Annotated in this window: 2 protein-coding genes; both read left to right on the forward strand. The window is 60.0% G+C overall.

Features of this window, described 5'->3' with window-relative positions; all coding sequences use genetic code 11:
* Positions 1-2793 (forward strand): DUF7507 domain-containing protein (locus tag HMPREF3145_RS04310; protein ID WP_168162446.1); only part of this gene is annotated, 2793 nt, incomplete at its 5' end.
* Between the two features lie 157 nt (positions 2794-2950).
* Positions 2951-4804 (forward strand): hypothetical protein, encoded by a 1854-nt coding sequence (locus HMPREF3145_RS04315; protein WP_070422016.1) that lies wholly within the window; start codon positions 2951-2953, stop codon positions 4802-4804.
* The last annotated feature ends 372 nt before the right edge of the window (positions 4805-5176 follow it).

The raw sequence follows: 5176 nt of genomic DNA on the forward strand, positions 1-5176 counted from the left end.
CAGCCGGAACCGCAGCCGCAGCCGGAACCGACCGAGGAGGAGACCACTCCGGCCGAGACCAAGCCTTCCATTACCGGCACAGTCAAGGACAAGGACGGCAAGCCGCTGCCGCAGGACGGCGAGGGTAAGCCGAATGTCACGGTTTACGGACCTGATGGCGAGAAGGTTGCTGAGAACGTAGAGATCACGGATCCAGAGGGCAACTTCGAGATCCATGGTCCGGACGACAAGCCGCTGCCTGACGGTAAGTACATCGTCGAGGTAGAGACCCCTGAGGGCATGAACAACCCACGTCCGAAGATCGTTGAGGTCAAGGACGGCGAGTCTAAGCCGATCGAGTTCGAGGTCGACAAGTCGGAGCGTGACCGCAAGGATAAGTCTGACCGCATCGGTGAAAACACCGTCGGTGGTTGGTTGATCGATGAGCACGGTAACCCGATCCAGGGTGCAAAGATCAAGTTCATCAAGAAGGATGTCGCTGATCCGAACACCATCTCGGTCGATCCCCGCACTGAGGAGACCAAGGGACCGGAGTACTTCGACTACGAGATTCCGCTCAGCGTTGATGGAGACGGCTTCTTCGTTACCCCGGAGATCGATTTCCAGTACTTCCCTGAAGGCGTCGTCGATTTCGACATGGAAATTGAGCTGCCGGAGGGCTGGCCGGACACCGACATCAACGGCAAGCCGCTGAACCGTAAGGTCACGGTGAAGCAAGGCGAGCGGACCGACATTGGCGAGATCCGTGTCAAGGCTCCGGAAAACCAGTCCATTGAGGGCAATATCAACGACGGCAACGGCAATGCTGTTCCGGGTACCAAGGTCGTAGTGACCGACCCGAATGGCGACTCCAAGGTCATCGGCGTTGAGGACGATGGCTCCTTCAAGATCGACAAGATCAAGCCAGGCGTCAACGAGATCGAGATCCTGACTCCGGGTAGCGACCGCGAGATCGACAAGATCAAGGTGCCGGTCCGCCCTGGTGATGACGTGAAGCTGCCGGAAATCCAGCTGACCAAGAATGCTTCCCTGAAACTGGAGAAGCAGGTCTGGGGGCGTGACGCCGATAACCTGGGCAAGGTTAAGGACAAGGACGGCAATCTTGTCGACGATGTCATGACCACCCTGCCCGGCGAGGATCTCTACTACGAGCTCTTCATCACCAACACCGGTGATACGCCGATTAAGAACATCGAGATCGATGATCCGGAACTTCAGTCGCGCAACATCGAATTGAATATGCCGGAAGGCTGGACTGCTGAGCTCGCCCCGGGTGCAACCGAGGTGATTAAGGCCAAGATGAAGGCTCCGGAGGATGCGTTCGACTTCAACAACGTCGCTACCGCCTTCGGTGAAACCTCCACTGGTGAAAAGGTAGGTTCCGCACCGGATTCGGCGTACACCAAGTTCATCAAGGCAGAGGTGCACAAGAAGGTCAACGCCCGCTTTGCTACCAACCCGGACAAGCCTGTTCGTATGAGCGTCGGCAACGCACTGAAGTTCACCTACGAAATCCAGAACACCGGTTCTGCACCGATGGTGAACGTGGAACTTAAGGACGCGATCTTTGAGGGCGATGCCAAGGACAAGGATGGCAACGACGTTCCAGCTGATCAGCTGAAGAAGGTCAAGGATCTTAAGATTAAGAAGCCTGAAGGCTTCAACGGCACGTTGCTGCCAGGTCAGCGTGTGATCTTCACTGCGGAGATTCCGGAAGGTCTGGCAACCAATGTCCGTCACCACAACCAAGCGGAAGCAAGGGGCGAGCTCCCGACGCGTCCGGCTCGTGGCCGTGGCCTCGCGGGCGAACCGGATTACGGCGATGACCCGTCATCCACGCTGATCATCTCCCCGCGCGAGAACCTCAAGGGCAACGCTCACATCATCGTTGACCAGGGTGCTCCGCTGGCTGACAACCTGCGCCTGATCGCATGGGTTGATGAGAACCAGAACCGCACGCAGGACGAGAACGAAGGCCTCGCAGGGCTGAAGGTCAAGCTGGTTCCGACCGATGGTGGTCCGTCCATCGCGGGCGAGACCAACGAAGACGGCAACGTCTACTTCGAGTCTGCACCGTGGGGTGAGTACACCTTCGAGATCGACAACCCGGGCAACCTGCGTCTGATTGATCCGCGTGATCCGGAGAAGAACTCGTCCCGTGCGGGCTCGACCCTGGAGTCGAAGCCGTTCAAGGTTCGCGGCAAGTTCTCCGAGCCGTTCGAACTGCGTCCGGCTGCGGATGATCCGTCCCAGAAGGAAATCGTGATCGGTCTGCAGTTTGAGAAGGGCAACGGCGACATCGCTGCAGGTGGCGGTATCGGCAGGGACAACGAAATTGTTGGCGAGGACGGCAGCTCCCTGGGCAAGTGCCTGGCCACCGCATCCTCGGTATCCAACCCGGTTGCGTGGCTGGTGCCGATCGGCCTTCTCGGTGCAGTCGCCGGTGGTATCGGTGTGATGTTCGAAGACGAGCTCAACGCCGCGGCCGCACAGGCCAACGAGGCAGTGCGCAGCGTGATGCCGAACGTGAACATTGAAGTCCCGTCTGTGTTCAACCAGTTCCAGGCGCAGATCGACCAGGTCAACCGCCAGCTGTCCCAGATCAATCCGGCCGCCCCGGCTGCGGTTGCCGGTGTTGGCCTCCTGGCTGTGGCTGGTCTGATCATGGGTCTGTACTACGCCAGCTGCCAGTTCGGCTGGAATGTAGAGACCGAGGGCAGCAGCTCCAACAACAAGGCCGAGGCAACGGAGACCGCCAAGCCTGAGGAGCCTGCGGAACCGGCTGAAGCCTAAAAGCTGACCCGCCTACGAAACCGATGCAAATTGCTCGGCGAGTAGGCGGGTTTCGCTTTTGTTCGGGATGTATTGTGAAGTCCAAGGTTGGCGTATACATTCATATGTGGTTTTTGGGGGCGCTCGCGCGCGCTTTTTCTATTCTCGAGAGGTAATAATGGCAGCAACATCCAAGGCAAAACGTGCCGTCGGGCTTTCGCTCGCGGCAGCAGTCGCAGGCTCGATCGCACTCGTGCCGGTCGCAAACGCGCAGGAGAGCGCTACTGCGAAGGAGACTGCGCCTGTGACGTCGTCTGCTGCGGTGGACCCGGTGTCGTCGACAAGCAATGCGAGCAGCGTATCGACGACCCCAGCAACCACCCCGGCCACCACCACCCCCGTGGCGGGTTCGGCCGCGCCGGTCACGCAGACCCCAGCCAAGGACTCGAACCTTTCGGACGCTGCAAAGGCATTTGCTGCCTTGTTCCTGGATACGCCCGGTAACGGCACCGGTACCTCTGGCGCGCAGTACAACTCCAAGGGCCGCACCTACACCGCTCTTGCGCGCCACCCTGAAAACAAGCTGCTGTACGCCATCTCCCAGGACGAGGAGGGCAAGGACGCCGGCCACCTGCTGCGCATTAACGCCAACGATGGTGGTCTGATGGATCTGGGCAAGATCGACCTCAAGGGTGACGACGCCACCAAGATCGACACCGCTGCCTTCACCGCAGGCGGCACGCTTGTGCTGTTCGGCGAGGACAAGGTGTACACCCTGGATCTTTCCGACGATAAGTCGGGCGCCAAGAACACCCCGCTCGCGTTCACCACTAAGCCGCTGAAGATCGACGGCGTAAAGGAAGCCGGCAAGCCCGCCGCATGGGCTGCCGACGGTGAGAAGAACGAGACCTCGCTTGTCGCCCTGTCCACCAACGACAAGGGCGAGGCGTACCTGTGGCACCTCGACATCGACGCTAAGGACCCAGCCGCGACCCACACGGCTGTGACAGTGCCGGAAAAGGTAACCCTGCCGAAGGTAAAGGCACTGAACTACGCCTACAAGAACGAAGACGGCGAGTTCGTCTTCGCCGACGACGACGCGACCGCTATCCACGTGAAGGACAACGCGGTTTCTAACGTCGTCACCAAGGGTGATGAAGCTGACAACTTCGCCGGTGTCGCTGGCCTCAAGCTGCCTGGCCGCGACAACCCGGAGACTGGCGCTGCAACCCCGACCGCAACCCCGGGCAGCGAGACCCCGACCAACCCGGCCACGACAACGACCACGCCTGCAACCGAGACCCCGACCAACTCGGCCACGACCCCAACCGCGCCTGCGGCTGAGGACGACTGGGTCATGGAGGTCCTCGTCCGCACCGATGACAACAAGGCTGTTGAAGGCGCTGAGTTCAAGAGCGCTGATGGCCGCGTTGCCGGTAGGACTGGTGCCGACGGACGCGCAAACGTCGTGTTCGATCTGAATAAGGACGCTAAGGATCGCAAGCTGATCAAGCTCACCTTGATCGAACCACCGCACGGCTACAAGAATGCGGAAATCCAGGTCCAGCGCAACGCGAAGACCGCAGAGATCGTTCTCGCCCGTGATCCGAAGGTGACCACGCTGAACCGTCCGCAGCAGATTTTGAAGGCGATTGATGAGTTCAAGCCGATTGCCACCAAGGTTCTCGGCCCAGCAGCCGCAATGGCCGGCGCCGCGGGTCTCGCAGGTGCCGGTGGCGGTGCGAAGACCACGAAGTCCTCGGCGACGCCACTGCCGCTGAAGACCACCCCGAGCCGCTCCACGGGCCGCACCACGTCCGTGAAGAACGCAAGCAACAACTCCAACCGCGTTGCTGCGAAGGGTTCGACTTCCACGAAGAAGACCACCACCTCCTCCAGCAAGGAGCGCGACGGTGATCTTGCGGATACCGGTACGCCGATGCGCGCCGTGATCTCCCTCGGCGTCCTGCTGATGCTGGTGGGTGGCGCCTACCTGGCGCTCGGCCGTCGCCGCGAGACCAACGAGAACTAAAAACCAGGCATAGAAACGCCCGCCGGATTCGACACCAGCGGGCGTTTCCGCGTCTGTGGGCTGATCGTCTAGCTGGGCTTGTGATGCTGCTAGACGGTCTCGTTTTGGCCTCTGTGTTTGCCCTGGTGGTGTTGGGGTTGTTTGTCGTTATGGGGCTGATCGTCTAGCTGGTGTTTCGGGGTGCTAGACGATGAGCGTTGGGGTGGTGTTCTCCTGGTCTGCTAGTGGTGTTCGGGATTGTGCTAGCAGATCGAAAGATGCCGGTGGTGTTTGTCCAGGTCGTGTTGGGCATGGTGTTTATTAGTGGGCTCATCGGCTAGTTGGGCGCGAAACGTACTAGCAGTGTCATGTCTCATGACTTTTTGGACATGG

Source organism: Corynebacterium sp. HMSC05C01, assembly GCF_001807155.1.
GTDB classification, from domain to species: Bacteria; Actinomycetota; Actinomycetes; order Mycobacteriales; family Mycobacteriaceae; genus Corynebacterium; species Corynebacterium coyleae.